Below are 1,607 nucleotides of genomic sequence, written 5' to 3' on the forward strand. Positions count from 1 at the left end.
GAGCCTACTGAAAAAGTCATCAAATTGATGGCTTTTTTGTTATACTAGAGATGAGGTAAAATAATGCTTGATAATCAGTTAACTATGGATGTCAGTCCTTATTCTAGTTTGTATGATATCGTGGTTCCTAAAACCCACTTTTTACGTCAGCTAACTGAACTCTGTGATTTTAGCTTTATTTATGATGAACTAGAAAAGAATTATCGTCCCGATTTTGGGCGTAAAGCTTATTCACCGATTATGATGTTCAAATATCTCTTGTTAAAAGATATTTATAAGTTATCAGATGTAGATGTGGTAGGACGTTCCTTGTCAGATATGGCCTTTAAATTTTTTCTTGGCCTGGCTCCTGAGGATTCTGTTATCGAGCCATCCTCTCTGACAAAATTTAGAAAGCTAAGAATTAAAGATGATAAACTGCTTGATGTATTGATTCAGAAGTCTGTTCAAATTGCACTCGAACATAACTTGATTAAGAGTAAAATCCTCATTGTGGATGCCACTCACACCAAATCTCATTATAATCATAAGAAACCCCAAGAAATCCTTAGAGAGCGTTCAAAAGCTTTACGTAAAACAATTTATCAACATTCAGAAGATATCAAAATAGAATTTCCAAAGAAACCTCAAGAAGATAACCTCGAAGCAGAGTTGACCTATACAGAGGAGTTAATGGCTGTGGTTGAAAAACACGAGGAACTCTTAGCCCTACCGGCTGTGTCTCAAAAGTTCAATTACCTCAAAGAGGCTGTCGAGGACGACTTAGAACATTTGGAAGCTTCTGTTAAGGAGGAGGGAGGCTAGGCTTGGACATAAGACAGCCGACACCTCTTTCTATGGATATAAAAGTCATATCGCTATGACGGATGAACGGATTATTACTGCTTGTGTGGTCACTTCTGGTGAACAAAGCGATGGGAAATATTTACCTGAGTTATATGCCAAAACAAAGGAAAATAGTCTGGACATCGAGACTATTATTGGTGATGTGGCTTATTCAGGAAAGGACAACATTCAACTAGCTCGCAAAGAAAAGATTCATTTGGTGTCAAAACTGAATCCTTCTGTTTCAAAAGGTTACCGTAAAGAAGAGGATGCGTTTGAATTTAATAAAGATGCAGGGCTATTTGTCTGTCCAGAAGGACACATGGCTGTTCGCAAAGCAAGGACAGGGAAAAAACATCAAAATAAGAATCAAGTTGTCACTCATTACTTTGACATTGAGAAGTGCAAGAGTTGCCTTTCCAAGGAAGGATGTTATAAGGAGGGGGCAAAGTCTAAAACTTATTCAATAGCCATTAAGAGTGACGACCATCTTTTCCAGAAGAAATTTCAGGAAACACCTTATTTTAAAGAAATGGCCAGACATCGCTATAAAATCGAAGCAAAGAATGCCGAACTAAAACAGAGACATGGCTTTGATGTCGCGAGAGCATCGGGTCTTTTCAGCATGGAGTTACAGGCAGCAACAACCATTTTCATGGTCAATATGAAACGAATTATGACCTTAATAAATACAAAATAACCGAGGAATTCGCTCAAATTAACGAGAGATTCCTCGGTTTTCATTTCATTAAAAGTAAGAGGCCTATTTTTTCAGTGGACTC

The 1,607-nt window shown here is 37.6% G+C and carries 1 pseudogene; it reads left to right on the forward strand.

Annotated elements, in window-relative coordinates:
• Positions 1 to 63 precede the first annotated feature (63 nt).
• Positions 64 to 1,525 (forward strand): annotated as a pseudogene (locus N8M09_RS10795) (IS1182 family transposase).
• The last annotated feature ends 82 nt before the right edge of the window (positions 1,526 to 1,607 follow it).

It is taken from the genome of Streptococcus mitis, assembly GCF_946190375.1.
Classification (GTDB): Bacteria; Bacillota; Bacilli; order Lactobacillales; family Streptococcaceae; genus Streptococcus; species Streptococcus mitis_CJ.